The sequence below is a fragment of the Polaribacter sp. KT25b genome, assembly GCF_900105145.1.
Taxonomy (GTDB): Bacteria; Bacteroidota; Bacteroidia; order Flavobacteriales; family Flavobacteriaceae; genus Polaribacter.
Genome location: NZ_LT629752.1, coordinates 722,061 through 746,922, shown reverse-complemented (window position 1 = coordinate 746,922; position 24,862 = coordinate 722,061). Strand labels below are relative to the sequence as shown.

At 30.3% G+C, this 24,862-nt stretch carries 13 protein-coding genes; 8 read left to right on the top strand and 5 right to left on the bottom strand.

Features of this window, described 5'->3' with window-relative positions; genetic code table 11:
• Positions 1 to 42: 42 nt before the first annotated feature.
• Positions 43 to 621, bottom strand: a complete 579-nt coding sequence (locus BLT70_RS02970; protein WP_091891353.1) for an aminodeoxychorismate/anthranilate synthase component II — start codon at positions 619 to 621, stop codon at positions 43 to 45.
• A gap of 193 nt (positions 622 to 814) precedes the next feature.
• Positions 815 to 2,206, bottom strand: coding sequence for an anthranilate synthase component I family protein (locus BLT70_RS02965; protein WP_036825522.1), 1,392 nt, complete (start codon positions 2,204 to 2,206; stop codon positions 815 to 817).
• Between the two features lie 589 nt (positions 2,207 to 2,795).
• Between BLT70_RS02965 and BLT70_RS02960 the strand changes: the two genes are divergently transcribed.
• From BLT70_RS02960 to gatB/aspS, 3 genes are read left to right on the top strand one after another with little or no spacing between them, the layout of a single operon-like run.
• Positions 2,796 to 3,065 (top strand): hypothetical protein, encoded by a 270-nt coding sequence (locus tag BLT70_RS02960; protein WP_172824375.1) that lies wholly within the window; start codon positions 2,796 to 2,798, stop codon positions 3,063 to 3,065.
• A 2-nt stretch (positions 3,066 to 3,067) separates the two neighbouring features.
• Positions 3,068 to 4,468 carry an amidase family protein gene (locus BLT70_RS02955; RefSeq protein WP_091891350.1) on the top strand — a complete coding sequence of 467 codons (1,401 nt, stop codon included), beginning with the start codon at positions 3,068 to 3,070 and terminating at the stop codon, positions 4,466 to 4,468.
• On the top strand, positions 4,468 to 7,803 hold the full coding sequence (gatB/aspS, locus tag BLT70_RS02950) for a bifunctional amidotransferase subunit GatB/aspartate--tRNA ligase AspS (protein WP_091891346.1): 3,336 nt from the start codon (positions 4,468 to 4,470) through the stop codon (positions 7,801 to 7,803). Before BLT70_RS02955 ends, gatB/aspS begins: the two co-directional genes overlap by 1 nt.
• Positions 7,804 to 7,905: 102 nt before the next feature.
• On the opposite strand, the gene BLT70_RS17370 is transcribed toward gatB/aspS, so the two are convergent.
• Both BLT70_RS17370 and BLT70_RS02940 read right to left on the bottom strand, forming a co-directional pair.
• Positions 7,906 to 9,669, bottom strand: coding sequence for a glycerophosphodiester phosphodiesterase family protein (locus BLT70_RS17370; RefSeq protein WP_231962804.1), 1,764 nt, complete (start codon positions 9,667 to 9,669; stop codon positions 7,906 to 7,908).
• A 68-nt stretch (positions 9,670 to 9,737) separates the two neighbouring features.
• On the bottom strand, positions 9,738 to 12,242 hold the full coding sequence (locus tag BLT70_RS02940) for a carboxypeptidase-like regulatory domain-containing protein (protein WP_091891343.1): 2,505 nt from the start codon (positions 12,240 to 12,242) through the stop codon (positions 9,738 to 9,740).
• Positions 12,243 to 13,023: 781 nt separating this feature from the next.
• Between BLT70_RS02940 and gyrB the strand changes: the two genes are divergently transcribed.
• The 4 genes from gyrB to recQ all read left to right on the top strand — a co-directional run bounded on the left by gyrB (position 13,024) and on the right by recQ (position 19,569).
• Positions 13,024 to 14,961, top strand: a complete 1,938-nt coding sequence (gyrB, locus tag BLT70_RS02935) for a DNA topoisomerase (ATP-hydrolyzing) subunit B (protein ID WP_091891340.1) — start codon at positions 13,024 to 13,026, stop codon at positions 14,959 to 14,961.
• 107 nt (positions 14,962 to 15,068) lie between these two features.
• Entirely contained in the window at positions 15,069 to 16,118 is a 1,050-nt protein-coding gene (locus BLT70_RS02930) for a DUF6588 family protein (RefSeq protein ID WP_091891337.1), read from the top strand.
• Between the two features lie 132 nt (positions 16,119 to 16,250).
• On the top strand, positions 16,251 to 17,177 hold the full coding sequence (gene mdh / locus BLT70_RS02925) for a malate dehydrogenase (RefSeq protein WP_091891334.1): 927 nt from the start codon (positions 16,251 to 16,253) through the stop codon (positions 17,175 to 17,177).
• A 280-nt stretch (positions 17,178 to 17,457) separates the two neighbouring features.
• The gene (recQ, locus tag BLT70_RS02920; RefSeq protein ID WP_091891331.1) at positions 17,458 to 19,569 is read left to right on the top strand and encodes a DNA helicase RecQ; all 2,112 of its coding nucleotides are present in this window, start codon (positions 17,458 to 17,460) and stop codon (positions 19,567 to 19,569) included.
• 409 nt (positions 19,570 to 19,978) lie between these two features.
• On the opposite strand, the gene BLT70_RS02915 is transcribed toward recQ, so the two are convergent.
• Positions 19,979 to 21,655: a formate--tetrahydrofolate ligase gene (locus tag BLT70_RS02915; RefSeq protein ID WP_091891328.1), complete on the bottom strand. Its 1,677-nt coding sequence runs from the start codon at positions 21,653 to 21,655 to the stop codon at positions 19,979 to 19,981.
• Between the two features lie 203 nt (positions 21,656 to 21,858).
• Between BLT70_RS02915 and secDF the strand changes: the two genes are divergently transcribed.
• Entirely contained in the window at positions 21,859 to 24,828 is a 2,970-nt protein-coding gene (gene secDF / locus BLT70_RS02910; RefSeq protein WP_091891325.1) for a protein translocase subunit SecDF, read from the top strand.
• Positions 24,829 to 24,862 lie beyond the last annotated feature (34 nt).

The window sequence follows — 24,862 nt, the reverse complement described above, 5'->3', positions numbered from 1 at the left end:
TTTCTTTTGCACAAACTTGCTAGTTCCTTCCCTTTGGGAAGGTTAGGATGGGCAACTATTTATAAAATTAGTAACCAATTGCTCACCAACATCTGTTAAAATAGATTCTGGATGAAACTGAACTGCAGAAATTGGAAATTCTTTATGCTCAATTGCCTGAATTAATCCATCTTTATCTCTTGCTGTTACCTGAATTGATTCTGGAAAACCTTCATCTGTTGCTGCCCAAGAATGATAACGTGCTGCTAAAAATGTTTCTGAAACATCTTTAAAAATAGTCGCATTTTTATCTGTTACTTTCATTTCTGTAGCAACTCCGTGAAAAACCTCATCTAAATTGATAATTGTTCCTCCAAAAACTTCTGTAATTGCTTGTAAACCTAAACAAACTCCAAAAATTGGTTTTATTCCTGCGTAGGTTTTAATTACCTCTTTTAAGATTCCTGCTTCATCTGGAATTCCTGGTCCTGGAGATAACATTATTATATCGTAGTTGCCTACATCTGCAATACTGATTTCATCGTTTCTAAAAACTGCAGGAAAATTTCCTGTAATTTTTTCTACCATATGAACTAAGTTATAGGTAAACGAATCGTAATTATCTAATATTAATATTTTCATTTTTCTATCTAATTGTCATTGCGAAACAAATTTTTAATTTGCTGTGGCAATCTGTTTATTAATTAAGAGATTACTTCGTTGGAAAAACTCCTCGTAATGACTTAAAACTCAATTTGCGTTAGGGATTGAAACGGCATCCTTTTTATTTTCTTTTTAAAATAAAAAGATATAGTGGAAAGCCTGTTAAAACGCCCTAAATATTTTCTGCCAAAATCAACGCTTTTTTTAACGCTGCTAATTTATTATTTACTTCTTGTAATTCTTTTTCTTCATCGGAATGAATTACGATTCCTGCTCCTGCTTGGTAATATAAAACGTTGTTTTTACTTACAAAAGAACGAATTGCAATTGCCAAATTTACAGAACCGTCTAAACCAATAATACCTACTGCTCCTCCATAAAACCCACGAGATTGGTTCTCATAAGTATCTATTAATTGCATTGCCTTGTATTTTGGTGCTCCACTTAAAGTTCCTGCAGGAAAAGTGTCTCCAACAATTTCTATTGGGTTTCCTTTTAACTGACCAGAAACTGTAGAAACCAAGTGAATTACGTGACTAAAATATTGCACTTCTTTAAATACCTCAACTTCTACATTATCTGCATGTTTACTTAAATCATTACGAGCTAAATCTACCAACATTACATGTTCTGCAGTTTCTTTTTTATCTGCAGATAATTTTTTTCCTAACAAAATATCTTTTGCCATATCACCAGTTCTTCTAAAAGTACCTGCAATTGGATTAATAGTTGCTTTACCCGCAGAAATTTTAATTTGTGCTTCTGGTGAAGATCCCATTAATTTAAAAGAACCATAATCGAAATAAAATAAATATGGTGATGGATTTATAGAACGTAATGCTCTATACACATTAAATTCATCTCCTTTAAATTTTTGTTGAAATTGGCGTGATAAAACAAGTTGAAAAACGTCTCCTCTTTTACAATGAGATTTTGCTTTCTTTACATATTCTATAAATTCTTCTCCTTTTATATTTGAAGTTTCTTCTCCATCAATTTCGAAATTCTGCGTATTAAATGTCTGAGCATCTATAATTGATTGAATTTCTTTTATGCGCGATTCAGTTCCTTCTTCAATATTTTCTATCAATGTCATTTCATCATTAAAATGATTGATAGCAATAATAAATCTGTAAAAACTGTACTGCATTAAAGGAATTGCAGATGGAGCTTCTTTTACATTTAAATCAATATTTTCGAAATACTGAACAGAATCATAGGTTGTATAACCATACAAACCGTTAAATGATTTTAATTCTGCAGGACAATCTAAATCTATTGTTTGACTGTAACTTTCGAAAATTGCGTTAAAATCTCTTCCTATTTCTTTATTTTCTAACTCAACTCCTTTATGAGAAAAACTTAAATGATGATTTTCTGCTTTTATAGAAACCACAGGATCTATTGCTATAAAAGAAAAACTTTCGTCTTTACTATGATAGTCTGAGCTTTCTAACAACAAAGTGTTAGCGTATTTATCTCTAAAACGTAAATACAAACCTACAGGTGTAACTGTGTCTGCCATTTTTGTTTTAGAAATTGTTTTAAATTGTATTTTTTTCATTCTTCTATTATGTGTCATTGCGAAGCAAAAATTTAATTTGCTGTGGCAATCTGTTTATTTATAAAGAGATTACTTTGTTGTAAACTCCTCGTAATGACGCTTAATAAAAAGCGAAAAGGCTTATCGTGAGATAAGCCTTTTTATTATATTTTTACATATAGTATACTTCTCACTTATTTAATAAGAGAGTTCCACCACCATGTATTTTTTGTATTGTTTTTCATTGAGGTACAAATGTAGAAAGCAATTTCTATTTGAACAAATTTTATTTTAAGTTTTTTTTCATAATTTATGATTATAAATTAAAATATAAAAAAAAATTAATTTTCATTACAAATAACAACAAATAATACAGATAAAGTATCAATTTAAAACCATATACAAATATTAACTTTTCAAGTAGAATGAAAAAAGATATATTTGTACCTCCAAACATATGTTTGATTTGAATTTACTGAATTAATTAACGCACCAATGATTTACTACTTAAATTGTTGGTGTGTTTTATTTATATAATACTTTAATCAGAGTTAAAACTTTTGTAGTTTTGCCGCCTTAAGTTTATATATAAACTAAAACAAAAAAAGAAATGAGTAAAATTATGACTGTAGACATTTTGTCTAGTATTAAAGGAGCGCAGCCATCTGAGTCTGTGAATAAATTATTCGAATCCATAAAAAATGCCAATTCAATAAATAATAATTCTTTTAATAATAATCATAATAATGCCGTTTCTTTAGATGATTTAAGAAGTGATGTTGTTATTGATAGTCCTAATGCCGAAAAGCAAATCATTATTGAAAACTTTCCGAAAGAAAAAAATGGCTATTTAGTAGTTGCAAAAGTGATAGAAGAATAGTTATGAAATCGCAAATACACGAGATTCATCAGCAATTGATGAACAAAGAAATAACTTGTACAAAATTAGTGCAAGACAGATTAGATTTATTAAAATCGAACACTCACAATACCGTAAATGCTCTTTTAGATACATTAGCTTTAGAATTAGCGACTAAAGTAGATGCTAAAATTGAAAACGGACAAGAAATTGGTTTACTAGAAGGAATTCCTTTTGGAATTAAAGATGTTTATATGTTGCAAGGCACTTTAGCTACTGCAAGTTCAGATTTATTAAAAAACTACAAATCTTCATATACAGCAACTGCAATTCAAAAATTGTTAGACGCTGGAGCAATACCTTTAGTAAAAGAAAATTGCGATAGTTTTGGTCATGGTTCTTCATCAGAAAACACCATTTTCGGAGCTGTAAAAAATGCTCTAAACACCAATTTAGTTTCTGGTGGTTCTAGTGGTGGTTCTGCCGTAAATGTTGCAAAAGACTTTACTGTTTTTTCAATTGGTGGAGATACTGGTGGTTCAATTCGTCAACCAGCAGGTTATAATAAAATCTTCGGATTAAAACCTTCTTATGGAAGAATTTCAAGGTTTGGATTAATGGCATATGCATCGTCAACAGATTGTGTGGGGCCAATTGCAAAATCTATAGAAGATATTAGAATTGTTTTAAATGTGATGAGTGGAAAGGATATAAAAGATCAGACAACTTATCAATCAGAAACAATTTTAGAAGACAATATTTTAAATGCTGATGAAATAAAAACAGTTGGCTATTTTAAGAATTTTATAGAAAGCGATGCAATTGATGCGCAAGTAAAAGCTGATTTTTTAGCATCCATAGAAAAAATAAAAGCAAAAGGAATTGAAGTTAAAGAACTAGATTTCTTTGAAGCTGACACTTTAGTTTCTACCTATTATACGTTAGCAATGGCAGAAACGGCTTCTAATTTATCAAGATTAGATGGCACAAATTACGGCGCAAGAATTGAAGGTGATAATTTAAAAGACACGTATTCTATAACACGTTCAGAAAACTTTTCTGAAGAAACAAAACGTAGAATTGTTGGTGGAAATCAAGTGTTGTCTCAAGGTTTTTCTGATGAAATCTATTTAAAAGGATTGAATTTAAGAGATCAAATTGCTGATAATTTTGAAAAAGATTTTAAAGAAGTTGATATTATTTTATCGCCAGTAACACCAAATTCGCCACCAAAAATTGGCGATAGTTTAAAAGATCCTTTAGCAATGTATTTATCGGATGCTTACACAGTTGGCTTTAGTTTAGGACAATTACCAACTTTAACAATACCTCAAGGAACAGCAACTGGCTTACAGATTACTGCTGCAAAAAATAATGACGAACTCGTTTTGAAGTTTGCTAACTTCTTAAAAGATACGATATAATGGAACTGGAACAATTAAATAAGCTATTAAAAAAGCACGATTTAGAGTTAGTAATCGGTCTTGAAACACACGTTCGTTTAAACACAAAATCGAAGTTATTCTGTTCTTGCGCAAATCAAGAAATAGAACAACCAAACACCAATATATGTTCTGTTTGCACAGGACAAATGGGCGTTTTACCATCCATCAATAAAGAAGCAATTAAAAAAGCTATTTATTTTGGAAAAGCAGTAAAATCTACTTTTAGAAATGAAGTTATTTCTTGGGATAGAAAGCACTATGAGTATCCAGATAATCCAAAGAACATTCAAATTACGCAGTTTCATAATCCTGTAATTCCAGACGGTCAAGTTTCTTGTTATAGAAATGATGGATCTCAATTTACAGTGACTTTAACCCAAGTTCATATTGAGGAAGATGCTGCAAAATTGATGCATGAAAAGAAAGTTTCTTTAGTCGATTTTAATAAAGCTGGAGTTCCTTTAATAGAAATTGTAACCGATCCTTGTATTCGCCATATCGAAGATGCATCGACCTACGCACAATATATTCAGAGAATTGTTCAGAATTTAAAAATATCAGAAGCAAATCTTGAAAAAGGTGAGTTTAAATCTGATGTTTCTGTATCACTTAGAAAAAAACATACGTATCATTTAAATCCAAGAACAGAAATTAAAAACTTGAATTCGTTTAAGTTTATGGTGGATGCTTTGAAGGAAGAAATTGAGAAACAACTTAACTATTTTATAGAACATAAAGAGTTTAGACCAGAACAAACTACAGTTTTATGGGATGCCGATTTAAAGCAAACCAAAACAATGCGTACAAAGGAATTTGAAGCAGATTATCGTTTTATTTCTGAACCAGATTTACCTTTTGTAAATATTAAGCAAGTTGTAGAGAGTATAGATGTAGATGTAAGTTCTTTACCTTTTGCTGTAGAATCTATTCTGATAAAAGGTGGCGTTTTACCGCAAGATGCTAAGTTTTTTACTGCGGATTCTTTACGTTCAGAAACTTTTATTGCGATTAATAATGTAATTAAAGATCCATCTTTTGTTGCAAAAACATTGGTAAATAATATTGGCGCAGATGAATATGCAAATATTCATAGTATTGCACACTTAACTGAAATTTTCCAATTATTTAAAGAAGATAAAATTACTTCTGTTTTAGTTCAAAACGGAATAACTTCATACTTAAAAGACAGAACTTTTGATTATAAAAAGTATTTTGATGACAATACGATATCAGAAGACAAAATAAAAGATGCCGTTATAAAAGTAATTGCAGACAATGAAGCAATCGCCAACGATATTAAAGCAGGAAACCAAGGTAAAGCAGGAATTCTTGTTGGTAAAGTAATTGCAATTATCGGTAAAGGAGCATCAGGTAAAGTTATTAGAACTGAAATTCTAAAAGCACTTAGCCATTCGCCTTTAGCTACTGGTTCTCATCCAACAGCTAAAACCCAACAATTAAAAGCGGATAAAGAAGGTCAAAAAGGAAACTTAGAAGAAATTTTACCTCAAATTCCTCTAATAATAAAAGAAGAGTATAGAACTCATAAAATTTCTCAATTATCAGAAACTTCTATTAATGAAGAAGTTACTTTAGCTGGTTGGGTTGCAAGTGTTCGAGATCATGGTGAATTAATTTTTATTGATTTACGCGATTCAAGCAATCAAATTTTTCAAGTACGTTTAAGTAGAGAAACGTTTCCTAATTTAGATGAACTTGTAAAATTAAAACCAGAAACAGTAATTATGGTTACTGGTGTTGTAGTTCAAAGAAAAGAAGATGATTACAATGCAGGTTTAAGAACAGGTAAAATTGAGCTTGAAACAGCTGTTTTAGAAATCTTAAACTTATCTAAAACGCTTCCTTTTGAAATTAAGAAAGCTACAAAATCGAATGAAAATGTTCGTTTTCAATACAAGTTTTTAGATCATAGAAATGATGATGTTCGTAAAGCAATTGTAAATCGCCATAAAGTAATTAAGTTATTACGTGATGTTTTAGACGAAGAAGAATTCTTAGAAATTGAAACACCAATTTTAACTGCAGGAACAGATGAAGGTGCAAGAGAATTTATTGTTCCAACAAGAAAACAAGCAGGTTCTTTCTATACTTTACCACAAGCGCCACAGCAGTTTAAACAAATGTTAATGGTTGGTGGATTTGAAAAATATTTTCAAATTGCACGTTGTTTTAGAGATGAAGATTCTCGTGGAGATCGTCAACCTGAATTTACACAACTAGATATTGAGATGGCATACGCAAGTATGCAACAGATTATCGATTTAAACACCAAAATGTTTAACGAAGTTGTTAAAAAAATCTATGGTAAAAAATGGATTTTACATCCATTTGAAATAATTACCTACAAAGATGCGATGGATAAATATGGTTGTGATAGACCAGATTTACGTTATGGTTTGCAAATGCAAGACATTACAGACATTGTAAAAGACACCACATTTCAAGTTTTTAGCAAACCTATTGATGATGGCGGAATTGTAAAATGTATTAAGGTTTCTGCAGAAGAGCAAGGAAACAAACGTATGTCTAAAGGTCAAATTGAAAACTTAACAGCCATTGCACAACAAAATGGTTTAGGTGGTTTAGCGTATATTATTGTAAATGAAAATGATTTACAATCGCCAATTATTAAGTTTTTAGGCGAAGAAATTGCAGCTAATATTATAAAAGCTACAGATGCTCAAGTAGGAGATATCGTATTTTTCTCTGCAGCAGATTATGCAACAGCAAATAAAGCATTAGATGCTGTTCGTCAAGAAATGGGAAGAATCTTAAAATTGATAAACCCTAAAGAATTAAGACCAGCTTGGGTGGTAGATTTCCCGATGTTTGAGAAAACAGACGAAGGACGTTGGACGTTTACACACAATCCGTTTTCTATGCCAGCCATCTACGATTTAGAAAAACACATGAACAATACTGATGATGAAATTGGAACCATTATCGCGCAACAATACGATTTAATCTTAAACGGTTATGAAATTGGTGGAGGTTCTGTTCGTGCACATAAAGCAGAAATTTTAGAAGCAACCTATAAAAATATGGGTTACAATAAAGAGGAAATGATGAAAAGCGTTGGCACGATGTACAAAGCGTTTCAATATGGAGCGCCACCACACGGAGGAATTGCTTGGGGAATTGATCGTTTAATGATGATTTTAGAAAAGAAAGCTTCTATTAGAGAAGTCATGGCTTTCCCAAAAACAGGAACTTCAGAAGATTTATTATTTAATGCTCCTTCTCCTTTATCTGATAAAAAAGTAGAAGAAATGAATGTGAGAATTATAAGATAAAATTATTTTACTGAATTATAATTACAAAAAAAATCCTGCTTTATGCAGGATTTTTTTTGTAAATATTTTAATATAATTCTTCATCAATAAAATATAATTGATTTATTTTCTTAACGGAATTGCAATATTTGGGTAATCTGTAATAATTCCGTCAACACCCATTTTAAGTAAATTAATCATGTCGTCCTTTTTATTAACGGTCCAAGGAATAACTTTCATGTTTTTATTTTGAATCGTTTTTACTTCCTCTTTATTCAGTAAAATAAAATAAGGACTATAAATTTCTGGCACAAAACTTAACATTTTTAAATTCGTTTCAAAATCATTTTGATAGGTTAAAAACGCCAAAGTAAATGCTGGATACGTTTTATGAATGTACTCTAAAACTCTAGGATCAAAACTTTGTACCGTTATTTTTTCTAATGGTAATTTTGCGTTTTTTAATTGAGCTATAACAAGATCAGAAAATTCAGCAACAGAAGGTTGGAATCCGTTTTTTTCATCTGTTGGCGTACTTTTAATCTCAACATTATAACGAATTTGATCATTTTTAGCCTCAGAAAAAGTAATCACTTCAGACAATAATGGTTTGTAAGCTTTCTCTTTTTTCTGCTCTAAAAACTTCGGATTTCCAATAGAACCAACATCATAACTCTTTATCTTTTTATATTTATTTTTATAAATATTAAAAGCTTTAGCATCTTCTTTTGTGATGTTTTTTCCTTTTGAATCTAAGGTAACTTCATCATTTAACCAAGGTTCGTGAGAAACAACTACTTTATTGTCTTTACTAATTACCACGTCTAATTCTAATGTATTTACACCCAATTCTAATGCTTTGTCAAAAGCTTGAATTGTATTTTCTGGTGATAAACCTCTTGCTCCTCTATGACCTTGTAAATCGAAACTGTATTGTTTTTCTTTCTCTAGAATTACTTCATCTATAAAAGAAACTGTTTCATTGTATACACTTTTCCAATCTTTAGATCTTAAATCGCAACCGATAACATGATTCCCTGTTTTTGGAAAAGCTTTTTTTACTTTTTTATTTTCAGGAGTCCCTAAACCATCAAACATTTTTAAAATGGCAGGTACAGAAACTACTTGATCTTGTTCTTTTTCATTCTTATAGTAATACCCAACAAATGCAGGGATTTTAACTTTAGAGAAAGTTTCTGGAGTCATGTTCTTTACAATCATTTTAATTAAAGATTCATAACCATCAATATGATAAATTGTAGACCAATATTTTGATTCTTCTTTTGGTCTTTCTTGTTTCATTATTTTACTCCCTTTATTCATTTTTATAAATCCAGCTTTTCCTTCTGGAGTAGTAATCATTTTAAAAGCAGGGTTTTTAAGATCTATAAAAGGCGAGTACATTATTAAACCTGCAATAGAATTATCTTCTGAAGCTAATTTTAAACTTAAAGAACCTCCGGTAGAAGTACTAACTAAAATTATTTTTTTACCAATTAATTTACCAATAGACAAAGCTTCTTTTGCCGTTTCTATATAATTGTCTGGTGTTAATTTACTAAAACTATCCTCTCTACTAATTCCGTGTTCTTTTAAACGAGACATATACACATTGGCATTGTATTTTTTAGAAAGCTGACTCATAATTGGTTCACCTTCTCTACTACTAGCTCCAAAACCATGCAAATACACAAACGCAATTGGAGATTGTTTTTCTTTATAACTTTCTGACCAAATAATTTTTGCTTGATTGTTTGGCTTGATGTTTTTATTGCTAATTTCTTTATCGTGTATAATGCTTTCTATATTTTTTATTGATTGTACTTCTTGTGCTTTAATAGCAAACCCAAAGGCTATTAATATAAAAGTCAAAAATGTTTTTTGCATAATAATTGAATTTAAAAAGCTATCTAATAAGTTTTATTAAATAGCTTTTAATTTTATTAATATAGTTATTAAAACTCCGCTTTCACTTGTACTCCAAAAAATCTAGGAGCTCCTGCAATAAAAGTTGGTATCCCAAATGCACCACCTGTATTACCTGCATCAACAATAAATTCTTTGTCCAAAACATTGGTCATATAAAAATTGATTTCATAATTTTTGTTAACAACAAGCCCAGTTCTAAAGTTTAACAAACCATAACCATCTTGAGAAATTTCTGGTAAGTTTGTTTCTTCAAAAAACACTTTAGATTTATAAGTATAAGTAGGTCTAAAAAAGTAACTTAAATTTTTATTTACATCTAAATTGATATTAAAACCTGCTGAAAATGAATTTTCAGGTGTTAATCTGAATGTATTTCCTGCTAATTCTTGTGCATTTCCATCTGAATCTACATCATCAAAAGAAGCATCTATATAACCATAATTAGCAAAAAAGCTTGACGTTTTAGAAAAAGCGTATTGTAATGCAACTTCAAAACCAAAAGAACTTGCATTACCACTGTCTTCTGTTGTAGCTGTTAAAACTCCGTTTTCTAATTTAGCAACTGATGTTTGAAAGTTAGAATAATTATATACATAAGCATTTACATCAAATTGTAAGCTGTTATTTAAGAATAATGATTTTGCACCTACTTCATAAGACCAAACAATTTCATCTGACAAAATATTTGTTTCGGTTGCTGCTACATTGATAACATTAGGTCTTCTTCCTCTAGAAGTTGTTCCAAATAACGTAACTTCTTCATTTACTGCATAATTTACTGCAAAACGACCTACTGCTGATAAAAAGCTTTCACTCGCTTCTATTTTTTCTCCATTAGTTGATGCAAATAATGTATTTGGATAATTACCTGACAAATACCCTAAAACAGACGGTACTTCGGTATCTGTAACCTCATAAGCTGCATTAATATTTTCTAGAGTTGCTCTTAAACCTAAGGTAAATGATAATTTATCCGTAACATCATAAGAAGCATCCGCAAAAATATCTCCAGAATAATTTTCTCCAAAATTTGTATAGGTTTCTTTATTAAATGAATTTAATGGAGCGCCTGCAATTGCGCCAAATGTACTTGGATCGTTTGGTATAGAAGGTGCTAAAACTGCCACTCCATTAGATACAAGAAAAGTAGGATTTAAAAGTAACATCGCTACACTTCTTTCGTCATATTCCCAAGGCACACTTTGCGAACCATCTTCGTAGAAGAAATTAGCTCCAAAAAAACCTCTAAATTTATCATCATTATCAAAGTTGATTCTAAATTCTTGACTGAATTGTTTACCTATTGATATTTCATTGAAGAATAAAGCTGGAGCAACTGTTCCGTCTGCATCAAAAGCTTCATTAGAATCGAATTCTCTGTATGCAGTTGTTGATGTTAAATCCCATACATCATTAAAGCTATGTTTTAAGATTGCTGTTACACCCCAAACCGTTCTATCTAATCCTAATTCTTCTCCTCTTTCTAAATCTGCAAAAGTATTTGGGTTTGTATCTCCTCCTAAAGGCGCATAAGTTCCACTTTTAAAAGAAGTTCCTGGAGGTGTGTCTTGTTGCCAATTTGCAATAACATCTAAACTTGTATTGTCATTTAATAAGTATTTAAAAGAAGTTCTAAAGGCTACTGTTTCTTTTCCGTTTAAATCTCCACCAGAAATATTTTCAATAAAACCATCTCTTTTATTATAGATTGCAGCAGCTCTAAAAAATAATTTATCATCTACCAAAGGAGCATTATAATGTCCGGTTGCTAAAAACTGATTAAAATTACCGTATCCTAATTTTGCAGAACCAGATGTTTCATTTTTTGCTTTATTTTGAATAATGTGCATTGCTCCTATTTGAGCGCCTCTACCAAACAATGTTCCTTGCGGACCTTTTAAAACTTCTACACGTTCTATATCATATAATTCCACAACAGAACCTCTAGATTTACTAATTGAAACTCCGTCTTGAAAAATAGAAACTCTTGGTTCTACTCTAGAATCTCCACTATCACTTGTAATCCCTCTAATTACAATACCAGGATTATTAACACTTTGAATTTGAACCTGAAGACCTGGCACATAATCTGATAAAGCATCATATTCGAAAGTTCCTTGATTCTCTATAAAATCTGTTCCGTAAGAAGTAATCGCAATTGGTACATCTTTATTTTTTTGCTCTCTTTTTTGAGATGTAACTACAACTCCTTCTAACATATAAGAACTTTCTTTTAAAGTAAAGTTCTGAATAGTTTCTAATTTTGAAATTACTACTTGTTTTGTAATTGTATTGTATCCTATATATGATACTTGAATTACATAAGTATTATTGGGCATTTTTTCAAAGGAAAATGCTCCGTCAATATCAGAAGTTGTTCCCATAGACAAACCTTTTACAAAGATACTAGCGCCCATAATTGGCTCTCCTTGTTCGGTTGTAACTGTACCTTTTAATGCGCCTGTATTTTGGGCATTAATATTGAGTATACTAAAAAGTATAGATAATGTAAATAAAAATTTAAAGTGCATTATTTTTGAATTTAAAGAATTGTTAAAAATTCAAATTTATGCCTGTGACATTATAATCCTGTTACCTTAATGTAATTGTAGCGTTACTTATTTAAGTAAATATTGATGTTATTGATAAAAATTTCACATATTAGTAATAGTTTATTTAACATCACTTAACTAGGAGTTGTTAATTTAAATTCCTTTTTCATTTATCAGATAAAAAATTAAAAATCAGATGACTTAACAGATTTTTCATCAATTATTTTTAAACCTTACGAGAGTGAGTTTTATTTTATTTAAGTTTTAATTTTCTGATGACACTTTTCAATACATCACAACACTATGGAGAATTATTATTTACAGAAATATCTAGCATACATTTTTCTGAATAGAATGATTTTCTATTTTCAAAGGATTATTTCCATCCATCACTAAACTTATTTTTTGTAAAACTTACACTTCCTTTTAATTTAAAACCTTCTTAATTTTAATTTCTAAATCAGCCAAAAAAAGAATAAATTAAGAGTTTTATAAGGAAAACATAATTGCAAAATTTTGAATTAGAGCAATTTTTTTGATTCATCAAACTTCAAGTATACTTAAAATTTTAAAAATCAGAAATAAAACCATTTTTAAGCTATTTAAGACACTTATTTATTTTTAATAAAAATTGAAGATTTTAAAACAAAATCAATAAAAAGCCTTAAAATGAATCTTTAAAATTGTAAATTTGGGTTTAATAAATCATGTTTTTCATGACGGATTTTATCAACCTAAAAATTAATAATTCACTTTTATAATGAGCGAAGAAAAAAAACATAGTTATGATGCCTCGAGTATTCAGGCATTAGAAGGAATGGAGCATGTAAGAATGCGTCCATCCATGTATATTGGAGATGTTGGTGTTAGAGGTTTGCATCACTTAGTTTATGAAGTTGTAGATAACTCTATTGATGAAGCAATGGGTGGTTATTGTGATACTATTAATGTTACAATAAACGAGGATAATTCTATTACGACAAAAGATAATGGACGTGGAATTCCTGTAGGAATTCACCAAAAAGAAGGCGTTTCTGCACTACAAGTTGTAATGACTAAAATTGGTGCTGGAGGTAAATTTGATAAAGATTCATATAAAGTTTCTGGTGGTTTACACGGTGTTGGAGTTTCTTGTGTTAACGCTTTATCAGACCATTTAACCGCAACAGTTCATAAAGAAGGTAAAATTTGGCAGCAAGAATATGCTAAAGGAAAAACTTTATATCCTGTAAAAACTATTGGAGACACAGATTTTACTGGAACTATTGTAACTTTTTTACCAGACAAATCAATTTTTGCACAAACTACTGAGTATAACTACGAAACACTAGCAACTCGTATGCGAGAGCTAGCTTACCTAAATAAAGGAATTACAATTTCTTTAACCGACAGAAGAGAAACTGATGATGAAGGAAACTTTATTTCAGAAACTTTTCATTCTGATGAAGGTTTACCAGAGTTTATTAAGTACTTAGACTCTACAAGAGAGCAATTAACAGCTTCTGTAATTTCTATGGAAGGCGAAAAAAACGGAATTCCTGTTGAAGTTGCCATGGTTTACAACACTTCTTATGCAGAAAATTTACATTCTTATGTAAACAACATTAATACGCATGAAGGAGGAACACATTTATCTGGTTTTAGACGTGGATTAACAAGTACATTAAAAAAATATGCCGATGAATCTGGTTTATTAAAAAATGTAAAATTTGAAATTGCTGGTGATGATTTTCGAGAAGGATTAACAGCAATTGTATCTGTAAAAGTTGCAGAACCTCAATTTGAAGGACAAACAAAAACTAAATTAGGAAACAGAGAAGTTACTTCTGCAGTTTCTCAAGCAGTTTCAGAAATGTTAGCTGATTATTTAGAAGAAAATCCTAATGATGCTAAAATAATAGTTCAAAAAGTAATTTTAGCAGCAACAGCACGTCATGCAGCACGTAAAGCCAGAGAAATGGTACAACGTAAAACTGTAATGAGTATTGGCGGTTTACCTGGTAAATTATCTGACTGCTCAGAAACCGACCCTGAACAATGTGAAATTTTCTTAGTTGAGGGAGATTCTGCAGGTGGAACAGCAAAACAAGGTAGAGATAGAAACTTTCAAGCAATTTTACCACTACGTGGAAAAATCCTGAACGTAGAAAAAGCAATGCAACACAAAGTTTTTGAAAACGAAGAAATCAAGAACATGTTTACAGCTTTAGGTGTTTCTATTGGTACAGAAGAAGACCCTAGAGCTTTAAATTTATCAAAAGTTCGTTATCATAAAGTAGTTATTATGTGTGATGCCGATGTAGATGGATCACATATTGCTACCTTAATATTAACTTTCTTCTTTAGATACATGAGAGAAATGGTTGAACAAGGTTATATTTATATTGCAACACCTCCTTTATATTTAGTTAAAAAAGGACAAAAAAGAGAATACGCTTGGGATGATAATCAACGTGATTTAATTGCTCAAAAATTAGGTGGTAATGTAGCTATTCAAAGATATAAAGGTCTTGGAGAGATGAATGCAGAACAACTTTGGGACACAACAATGAACCCAGAATTTAGAACATTACGTAAAGTTGTAATCGATAGCGGAACTGAAGCTGATAGAGTTTTCTCTATGTTAATGGGAGATGAAGTTCCACCTCGTAGAGATTTTATTGAAAGAAATGCAAAATACGCTAATATAGATGTATAATTCAAAAATTTAAATACTGATAAAAACACATTCTTAAAAAAGAATGTGTTTTTTTTTATATATTAGCTAACAACCCTCATTATTAACAATAACTAAACTCAATAAAAATGAAAAAATCTATTTTAATTTTCATGAGCATTTTTGCTCTATCTTTTAACACAAAAGCTCAAGATGGTTTCGAAGCCATCCTTTTAGCTGATGTTGCAGATTCTCAAAAGCTTTTACAAACCTATTTTGCCCCAGGAATGGAAGGATTTCTAAATAGCATGAATAGTGGATGGTATCACACAGCAAAAGTTCACAAAAAATTTGGTTTCGATTTATCTGTTGGATTAAGCGCTTCTGCAATTCCATCAGAAAAAGAACTCTTTAATATAAGTGCTTTGGCATTAACTTCTGTTACATCTACATCCGCTACAGCTTCTACTTTTGGAGGTCCTAGCAACACAACACCAATGACAGTAAACACCACCATAGATGGAAATAATGTAACAGCTAATTTCGATGCTCCTGGAGGAATAAAAGAAGATTTACCCTTAAACTCTGTACCAGCACCAATTGCCCAACTAAATGTTGGATTACCCTGGAAAATAGACGCCATGATTAGAATGGTACCTGAAGTTAATTTTGGTGAAGATGATGGCTCTGTAAAGATGTTAGGAGTAGGTATTAAAAAAGAAATTACAGATTGGTTTGGTCCAATTGGTAAAACACCTTTACATATTTCGCTACTAGCAGCATATACAACTATGGATGTAGATTATGGAATTCCTGATCAAGATTTCCCATCAAACAACCAAGCTGGTATAGAAATTAAAAATGCCTTAACAGAGTTTAGCTTAGAAGCCTTTACCGTTCAAGCAATTGCTTCATTAAATTTTCCAATTATAAACGTTTATGGAGGTATTGGCTACAACAACGGTTCATCTAATTACAAAATGGAAGGCACATTTAAAGGAAGGTATGAAACTGGCAACCCTATACAACCAACAATAGACAAAACATTATCTGTACCAAGCAATTTAGACTTTGAATCTAATGGCTTTAGAACTACATTAGGTGCTAGATTAAGCTTAGGGTTCTTTAAAATATTTGGAAGTTATACTTTACAAGAATACAACTCTATATCTGCAGGTATAGCATTTAGCATTAGATAAAATAAAAACTAATAAAAAAAGATATTATAATTAATAAGATCTCTTTTTTTATGACATATATCACATTAAAATATTTCTAAAATTAGTATTTTTGTGAAACGAAATTTATCAACATAATTAAAAATTAAATATATGAAAGTTACAGTTGTTGGTGCAGGTGCAGTAGGTGCAAGTTGTGCAGAATACATTGCTATTAAAGATTTTGCTTCAGAAGTAGTAATCCTTGATATAAAAGAAGGTTTTGCTGAAGGTAAAGCTATGGATTTAATGCAAACCGCATCTTTAAATAGTTTTGATACTAAGATTACAGGTAGTACAAACGATTATGCAAAGACTGCAAATTCTGATGTCTGTGTAATTACTTCTGGTATTCCAAGAAAACCAGGTATGACTCGTGAAGAATTAATTGGTATTAATGCAGGAATTGTAAAAACAGTTTCTTCTAGCTTAATTGAACACTCTCCAAACACTATTATCATTGTGGTTTCAAATCCTATGGATACAATGACGTATTTAGTTCATAAAACTACAGGTTTACCAAAAAATAGAATTATTGGAATGGGTGGAGCATTAGATTCTGCACGTTTTAAATACAGATTAGCAGAAGCTTTAGGTGCGCCTATTTCTGATGTTGATGGTATGGTAATTGGTGGTCATTCTGACACAGGAATGGTGCCTTTAACTCGTTTAGCTACAAGAAATTCTGTTCCAGTATCTGAATTTATTTCAGATGAAAGATTAGCGCAAGTTCTACAAGACACTAAAGTTGGTGGAGCAACATTAACTGGATTATTAGGTACTTCTGCTTGGTATGCTCCTGGAGCTGCAGTTAGTGCATTAGTACAAGCAATTGCTTGTGATCAAAAGAAAATTTTCCCTTGTTCTACTTTATTAGAAGGTGAATATGGTTTAAATGATTTATGTATTGGAGTTCCTGTTGTTTTAGGTAAAAACGGAATTGAAAGCATTGTAGAAATCAACTTAAACGATGCAGAGAAAGCGCATATGCAAGAATCTGCTGCAGGTGTTTCTAAAACTAACGGTTTATTAGAACTATAACAAACTACTTTTATTTTATATAAAACACAGTTTTACACTTAAAAGCCTCTTAGATTTTCTTTGAGGCTTTTTTTATTTTCTACACGTACTTTACTTTTAAAGTTACTCAATGTAATTCTAACTATTTTTACTAAAAGTAATTATTCTTTTTTTCGATTTACTTTAAATCTATTTTCTAAACATTAACAATTAAATCTTTATAATACTAATAAAATAAGAGTAACAATCAATTTGTCTTAAAATAGATAAAGTACGTATGTTTGTAACTTAATTGCTAAGAATGAAGAAGCAAACACATACTATTTTAAAAAATGTATTTGGTTATGATAACTTCAGACCATTACAAGAAGAAATTATCAACAGAACTTTAGAAGGAAAAGACAGTTTTGTATTGATGCCAACTGGTGGTGGTAAATCTATCTGTTTTCAAATACCTGCATTGGTTTTTGACGGAATTACAATTGTAATTTCGCCACTTATTTCATTAATGAAAGACCAAGTACAAGCTCTAAAATCAAACGGAATAAAAGCAGATTTTTTTAATAGTTCTATTTCTCCCCAAGAAGAAAACGAGGTTATAAACAAAGCAATGAACGGAGAATTACAATTATTGTATTTATCTCCAGAAAAATTAATATCCGTAAGTAATACTTGGTTAAAAGAGCTAAATATAAAACTTGTTGCTATAGACGAAGCACATTGTGTAAGTATGTGGGGTCATGATTTTAGACCAGAATATACGCAACTAAAAATATTTAGAAACTCAATTCCAGATGTGCCTTTTATGGCATTAACCGCTACTGCGGATAAATCTGCTAGAATAGATATCCAGGAACAATTAGGCTTATCAAATTCTAAACTATTTATTTCTTCTTTTGATAGAAAAAATTTAAGTATAGATGTAAGAGGTCAAGTTCAAAAAAAGAAAAAACTTCAAGAAATTATCAATTTTATAAAACGTAGAAAAAACGAAAGCGGTATTATTTATTGTTTAAGTAGAAAAAACACAGAAGAAGTTGCTAGTTATTTAAAAGAAGAAGGACATTCTGTTGCGTTTTATCATGCAGGAATGAATCATGAAGAAAGAGAAAATACACAAACCGATTTTATAAATGATGACACAAAAATAATTGTTGCCACGATTGCTTTCGGAATGGGAATTGATAAATCGAATGTTCGTTTTGTAATTCATTATAACTTACCCAAAAACCTTGAAGGTTATTACCAAGAAATCGGAAGAGCAGGAAGGGATGGATTACCATCAGAAACTATACTCTATTATAACATGAGGGATTTTGTATTGTATAGTCAATTTGCTAATGATGGTGCAAATAGTGGAATGCAAAAAGAAAAGCTAAATAGAATGCTTCAATTTACAGAAGCAAAATCGTGTAGAAGAAAAATATTATTATCCTATTTTGGAGAACATCTTACAGAAAATTGTGGCAATTGTGATGTTTGCGAAAATCCTCCAAAAGATTTTGAAGGCACTATTTTAACTCAAAAAGCACTTTCTGGAATTGCAAGAATGAAAGAGCAAGACGGAATAACCATGTTAATAAATGTACTAAGAGGAAGTAATAATGCAGATATTCATGAAAAACAGTATTTTAATCTAAAAACATACGGAATAGGAAAAGATGTTTCTTTTTTTGATTGGCGAGATTACATCATTCAAATGGCAAATCAAGGTTTGATAGAAATAATGTATAGCGAAAATTCTGCTTTAAAAATTTCCCCAATTGGATGGCAAGTTTTAAAAGGAGAAAAAAAAATACGATTAACAACACCTATAAGCGCTAAAGATAAAAAGAAAACTCAAAAAGTTGCGAAAACAACAACTATAGACGAAGCTGATAAAGACTTATTTACAGAACTAAAAAAAATAAGATTATCTATAGCAAAAGAAGAAAGCATGCCAGCTTATATCATTTTTAATGACAAAACATTAAAATTAATGGCAAGCGAACTTCCTACAACCGAAAATGAATTTCTAGCTATTTCAGGAGTTGGAATGAACAAAATGGAAAAGTATGGCGAAGAATTTATGAACGTAATTCGTAAATTTAAAAACATAGCAAAACCAAGAAAAATTACTACAACTCAAAAAACTTATAACCTGTATAAGGAAGGATTAAATCCAACAGAAATTGCAGAAGAAAGGAATCTATCAATTACCACTATTTACTCCCATTTATCTCAGCTATACTTGGAAGGAAAAGAAGTTTATTTAGAAAAATTGGTAACTAAAAAAGTTCTAGACAATGTAAGAATTGCTTTTAATGAATTAGAAAGAAAAGTAGAATTGAAACCTATTTACGAAAAACTAAACGAAGAAGTTTCTTATGGAGAAATAAGGCTTAGTGTTACTCTAATTTTAAAAAATGAATAATATTGTTTGATAAAAATTGTTAGAAAAACTTTCTTTAACTCGTTGTGCATTTTGGACTAAAAATATCCAAAACTGTCAGTTCGAATGATTTTGAGGAACGAAAAATTGTATCGAGAACTATTTAAAAGCTAAAACTCTTATTCTCGATACAAACTTTACTCATTTCAATCGTAAAATTCACTCGAACTGACAGAATTTCATCAAAATGCACAACAGGTTTTCTTTAGATTATTTAAACACCTATTTGGCGAAAGCAAGTAATATCTAATTTTATAATTGAACACACAAACTAATGCCTGTGCTATTTTACCCCATAAATTAAACATTTAAAAATAAATAGACCATGGATTTATCCACAGATATTAAAATTATGTATGTTATAAATGGCTTTAGCTAAATGTATATTTTTTTAAGACAATCCAGAAATTACGCTATTATTATCAATGGTCATATTTTCTGATGCAGGATGCTCTGGTAAACCTGGCATTCGCATCATTTTTCCTAAAATTGGAATAATAAATTCTGCGCCTGCTGCAATTTCAATTTCTCTAACGGTTACTGTAAATCCTTCTGGTCTTCCAATTAAGGATTCATCATCCGAAAAAGACTTTTGAGTTTTCGCCATACAAATCGCAAAATCGTTAAACCCTAATCTATTAATTCTTCTTAAATTTAGTTGCGCTAATTTACTATATTCAACATTTTTCGCCCCGTAAATTTCTTTAGCAATAGTTTCTATTTTATCTGTTACAGGAGATTTCCAATTGTACAAAGGTTTATATTGACTTGCTTTGTTTTCAACAACATTTACAACTACTTTTGCCAAATCTATCATTCCTACTCCACCTTTTGCCCAACCTTCAGATAAAACAGCTTCAACACCTAAGTTTGCACATTTTTCTATTACAAAAGCAACTTCTTCATCAGTATCAGAAATAAAAGAATTAATAGCAACAACAGGTTCAACATTAAATTTTCTAATGTTTTCTATATGCCTTTCAAGATTCTTGAATCCGTCTATAACTTTATCTAAATTAGGAATATTATACTCTTCTTTTTTTGCTCCTCCATGATGACGCAAAGCTCTTATTGTCATAACCAAAACAACACATTTAGGATTTAAATTAGCAAACTTAGATTTAATATTTAAGAATTTTTCTGCACCTAAATCAGCACCAAAACCTGCTTCTGTAATCACATAATTAGACAAAGACAAACCCATTTTAGTTGCAATTATAGTATTTGTACCTTGGGCAATATTTGCAAATGGTCCGCCATGAATAATTGCAGGATTTTTTTCTAAAGTTTGCACTAAATTTGGTTTTATGGCATCTTTTAATAAAATTGCCATCGCATTTTCTGCTTTTAAATCTCTTGCAAAAACAGGTTTATTATCAAAAGTAAAACCAATAAAAATATTTCCTAAACGTTTTTTTAAATTCTCTAAATCAGAAGCCATACACAAAATAGCCATCACTTCAGAAGCAGGAGTAATATTAAATCCATCTTGCCTGGGAATTCCATTAAACCTACCTCCTAAGCCAATTGTTACATCACGTAAAGCTCTATCATTCAAATCAATTACACGTTTCCACAGAACTGTTCTTGGATCGATATTTAAATTATTAGTTTTACTTTGAATATTATTATCAATTAAAGCTGATAAAAAATTATTCGCTTTTTCAACAGCATTAAAATCACCTGTAAAATGCAAATTAATATCTTCCATTGGTACAACTTGCGAATATCCACCACCAGCTGCGCCACCTTTCATTCCAAAAACAGGTCCCAAAGAAGGCTCTCTTAAAACAACAATAGCTTGTTTTCCTATTTTATTTAAACCTTCTGTTAAACCAATAGAAACTGTAGTTTTACCTTCGCCTGCTGGTGTTGGTGTTAAAGCTGTTACTAAAACTAAATTATTTTTCTGAACTTTTTTTTCATCAATCAAATACAACGGAAGCTTAGCTTTAAACTTTCCATACATTTCTAAATCATCTTCATCAACTTGTAGTTTTTTAGCAATATTTTTAATATGTTGAAGCTTTTTAGATTGTGCAATTGAAATATCTGATAAATGTGCCATATTTATACTTTATAAGTGATTTTTTCATCGATTTTAATGAATAAATATAGTCAATTTTAAGACTTAATAAAATTTCAAAATTGAGTTCTTAAAAATTCATCAAAAAAACAACAATATAAATGTGTAAAATAATTGCTTCGGGTACTTTGAAATACTATATTTGCACGTTTTAAAAAAAAGAAAGTCGACATAAAATAAATAACATGCAAAACAAAGGACTTATTAAATTATTCGCAATCCTTTTTGGGTTAGTGAGTTTATATCAATTATCATTTACATTTTTGGCTACAAAAGTTGAAGATGATGCAGTTGCTTATGCAGCAACTAAAGGTAATGATAGTGACGCAAGACAAAAAGCTACTTTTGAAAGAAAGTACTTAGACAGTGTTGCAAATGATAACATTATAGATTTAGGCGTTACTAAATTTACCTATAATGATGTAAAAGACAAAGAGATGAATCTTGGTCTTGATTTAAGAGGTGGTGTTAACGCTATTTTACAAGTTTCTGTAAAGGAAGTTTTAAAAAGTTTAGCAAATGATTCTAAAAATGAAGTTTTTAACAAAGCTTTAGATGCTGCAGACGAAAGACAAAAAAGCAGTAACTCTACATATTTAGATCTATTCTTTGAAGAATTTGAAAAAATTGCTGGAACTACAAAATTAAGCGATCCTTCTATTTTTGGAACAAAAGCATTAAGCGAAAAAATTTCTTTTGACGAAGAAAATTCAACTGTAAAAACAACGTTACAAGAAGAAATAAATAGCTCTATTGGTACTGCTTTTGAGGTATTAAGAAGTAGAATAGATAAATTTGGTGTTACGCAACCAAATATTCAAAGAATTGGAAATTCTGGAAGAATTCAAATTGAATTACCAGGAGCAAAAGATATTGAGCGTGTTACAAAACTAATTACAAGTAAAGCTGAATTACAGTTTTGGGAAGTTCAAACAAATGCAGAAGTACAAAACTTTTTCTTTGCAGCAAATGACAAAGTTGCAGAATTATTAAAAGATGATTCTGTTTTAGAGACTGAAAAAGACTCTATTAAAAAAGATGATATTGACGCTTTACTTGGTGAATCTACAGATTCTACTAAAGTTCAAAAAAATCTATTTACCTACTTATTTCCTAACGTAGCACAATCTCAACAACAATTAAGTTCTGTTGTAGCATATGCAAGCGTTTTAGACACTGCAACTGTAAATAATTTATTAGCTAAAAAAGAAATTAGAACTTTATTGCCTACAGAGTTAAGATATACTAAGTTTTTATGGGATTATAAATCTACTAAAGGAACTGATGGTACAGAGTTAATTAATTTATATGCAATTAAAGGAAATAGAAATGACAGACCAACAATTGAAGGTGATGTTATTTTAGATGCTTCTCAAATGTTTGATCAATTGAACAAGCCAGAAGTAAGCATGACAATGAACAGCTCTGGAACTAAACAATGGGCTAAAATGACTGGTGATAATATTGGTAACTTTGTTGCTGTAGTATTAGACGATTATGTATACACTGCACCTTCTGTAAATCAAGCTATTACTGGTGGTAGAACTTCTATTTCTGGTGGAAGCATGACGATTGAAGAAGCAGAAGATATTGCTACAGTTTTAAAAGCTGGTAAATTACCTGCGGCGGCAAGAATAATTCAAATTGAAGTAGTTGGACCATCTTTAGGGCAAGAAGCAATTGATGCAAGTTTTATATCATTTGGTATAGCTATTTTCTTAGTTTTAATTTGGATGATTTTATATTATGGAAAAGCTGGTATTTATGCCGATATAGCTTTAACTGTAAACATCTTATTTATTTTTGGAATTTTAGCATCTTTTAATGCGGTATTAACATTACCAGGAATTGCAGGTATCATTTTAACAATTGGTATGTCTGTAGATGCAAACGTAATTATATTTGAAAGAATCAAGGAAGGCTTATCATCTAAAAAAGGATTAAAACAAGCTGTTGAAGAAGGTTTCTCTATTAAAGGAGCATTATCTGCAATTATTGATGCGAATATTACTACCTTACTAACAGGTATTATATTATATGTTTTTGGTACAGGACCAATAAAAGGTTTTGCTTTAACATTAATGATAGGTATTGCAACCTCTTTATTTACTGCTGTATTTATTACACGTATTTTAATGGACAGAGCAATTGATAAAGGAAACAAATTAACATTAAACACTTCTTTTTCTAAAGGATGGTTTGAAAATATTAATATTCAGTATATCAAAAAACGTAAAATTGCGTACATGATTTCTGGAACTATTATTATTGCTGGCTTAATTTCTATTTTCTCTATCGGATTAAAACAAGGAGTTGACTTTAAAGGAGGTCGTTCTTATGTTGTTCGTTTTGATCAATCTATGAGTGCTACAGAAGTTGCTTCAACTTTAAAAGATGCTTTTGGTACTGCTCCAGAAGTTAAAACTTATGGAAATGATAATCAATTAAAAATAACAACAGTTTATAAAATTGATGAAGAAGGTCAAGAAGTTGATGAACAAGTTCAAAACACTTTATTTACAGGATTAAAACCATATTTAGGAAATACAACCTACGAAAACTTTAAACCAGGTTTTGAAAAAACTGGAAGCGGAGTAATGAGCTACATTAAAGTAGAACCAACTATTGCAGATGATATTAAAACATCAGCTTTATATGCTGTATTAGGTTCTTTATTAGTAGTTTTCTTATACATTTTATTAAGATTTAGAAAAGTATCTTATAGTATTGGTGCAGTTGCAGCAGTATTTCATGATGTATTAATAGTATTAGGTGTATTCTCTATTGCATATAACATTATGCCTTTTGATATGGAAATAGATCAATCTTTTATTGCGGCAATATTAACCGTTGTTGGTTACTCACTAAATGATACAGTTATTATTTTTGATAGAATTAGAGAGTTTACAAACGAACGTAGAGGAAAACATAATGTATTAATTAATGATGCAATTAATAAAACTTTAGGTAGAACAATAAATACTTCTTTAACTACATTATTAGTAATGTTATCAATCTTCTTATTTGGAGGAGATTCTATTAAAGGATTTATGTTTGCATTAATTGTTGGTATTATAGTAGGTACTTATTCTTCAATATTTGTAGCAACTCCAATAATGTACGATACTACTAAAAAAGAAGACAAAGACAACTAATTTAATTATAAAATAAATTATACCGTTTTCTTTT

What these genes read in the sequence shown, in the direction of transcription:
- BLT70_RS02955 (WP_091891350.1), top strand. Translation starts at nt 3,068, where the DNA reads ATGAAATCGCAAATACACGAGATTCATCAGCAATTGATGAACAAAGAA.
- mdh (WP_091891334.1), top strand. Translation starts at nt 16,251, where the DNA reads ATGAAAGTTACAGTTGTTGGTGCAGGTGCAGTAGGTGCAAGTTGTGCA.
- BLT70_RS17370 (WP_231962804.1), bottom strand. Translation starts at nt 9,669, where the DNA reads ATGCAAAAAACATTTTTGACTTTTATATTAATAGCCTTTGGGTTTGCT.
- BLT70_RS02960 (WP_172824375.1), top strand. Translation starts at nt 2,796, where the DNA reads ATGAGTAAAATTATGACTGTAGACATTTTGTCTAGTATTAAAGGAGCG.
- BLT70_RS02930 (WP_091891337.1), top strand. Translation starts at nt 15,069, where the DNA reads ATGAAAAAATCTATTTTAATTTTCATGAGCATTTTTGCTCTATCTTTT.
- BLT70_RS02970 (WP_091891353.1), bottom strand. Translation starts at nt 621, where the DNA reads ATGAAAATATTAATATTAGATAATTACGATTCGTTTACCTATAACTTA.
- secDF (WP_091891325.1), top strand. Translation starts at nt 21,859, where the DNA reads ATGCAAAACAAAGGACTTATTAAATTATTCGCAATCCTTTTTGGGTTA.
- BLT70_RS02940 (WP_091891343.1), bottom strand. Translation starts at nt 12,242, where the DNA reads ATGCACTTTAAATTTTTATTTACATTATCTATACTTTTTAGTATACTC.
- recQ (WP_091891331.1), top strand. Translation starts at nt 17,458, where the DNA reads ATGAAGAAGCAAACACATACTATTTTAAAAAATGTATTTGGTTATGAT.
- BLT70_RS02915 (WP_091891328.1), bottom strand. Translation starts at nt 21,655, where the DNA reads ATGGCACATTTATCAGATATTTCAATTGCACAATCTAAAAAGCTTCAA.
- gatB/aspS (WP_091891346.1), top strand. Translation starts at nt 4,468, where the DNA reads ATGGAACTGGAACAATTAAATAAGCTATTAAAAAAGCACGATTTAGAG.
- BLT70_RS02965 (WP_036825522.1), bottom strand. Translation starts at nt 2,206, where the DNA reads ATGAAAAAAATACAATTTAAAACAATTTCTAAAACAAAAATGGCAGAC.
- gyrB (WP_091891340.1), top strand. Translation starts at nt 13,024, where the DNA reads ATGAGCGAAGAAAAAAAACATAGTTATGATGCCTCGAGTATTCAGGCA.